The organism is Bartonella sp. AA86SXKL, assembly GCF_042196885.1.
Genome location: NZ_JBHIRE010000180.1, coordinates 1 through 930, shown reverse-complemented (window position 1 = coordinate 930; position 930 = coordinate 1). Strand labels below are relative to the sequence as shown.

Below are 930 nucleotides of genomic sequence, written 5' to 3'. Positions count from 1 at the left end.
TGATAAAAAGAGTGAGGTAGCAAAATTGCATCTGTATCTTTTCTTCCAGTTCCACTAAGAAAACAGTGCAAAATGATGGTGAACATCTTTATAAAAGCGCCATTTTATCGAAAGCTTTTTCAATAAATTGAACCATTTCGGGTATATCTGCTAATGGTTTTATAAAAAGCTTCTTTTATAGAAACTTTCTGGTCTCTAGTTTAAGTGTTCTCTGATTGGGAAAATGCGTTGCACAGACACAAGCTGCTGGGAAAATATGGGCTAAGCTGGTAAATTTCGGGAAAATTGACCATGTGGACGAAATCGCCAGAGATAGCTTGGCAAGAGTGCCGCCATTGCTTTAGGGGTAATTCCTACTCCTTCTAAAGTGTAGCCATTTTCTATAGCTTCTTGAGAAACAATGTTATCTATTTGCAGAAAACGTATTTGACTAGCTGTTACTAGTGTTGGCGCGAGAGGCAATTTACCAATAGTTCCCAAAAGACCTCCAATAAATAAGCCGGCAGAAAGAGGCATAGAGAGAATTGTTTTTTTACGATGAATAATTTTTAATATATATTCAAGGACATTTTGAAATGTGATAATCTGTGGACCCCCAAGATCATAACTTTTTCCAGAGATAACTTGTCCTTCTAGAGCGCGTACAATAAATTCAGCGACATCACCAACATATACAGGCTGCAATTTACTTTGCCCACCGCCAAAAAGGGGTATGATCGGTAGAAAACACGACAAATTTGCCAAGTTATTAAAGAAACAATCTTCTGGTCCAAAGATGATGGATGGGCGCATAATAGTTGCTTGAGGATGCTCGTTATGAATGATTTCTTCACTCATGGATTTAACGCGTGCATACAAAAAAGAAGCATTTTTATTGGCGATAAGCGCTGACATATAAATGAGAGGAATACCAGCTTCTGCTGTTAATTC

1 protein-coding gene is annotated in these 930 nt (G+C 37.7%); it reads right to left on the bottom strand.

Features of this window, described 5'->3' with window-relative positions:
- Positions 1-261 precede the first annotated feature (261 nt).
- Positions 262-930, bottom strand: a 669-nt coding sequence (locus ACFIO5_RS10835; protein ID WP_375705403.1) for a Rossmann-fold NAD(P)-binding domain-containing protein, incomplete at its 5' end; no start/stop codon positions are given.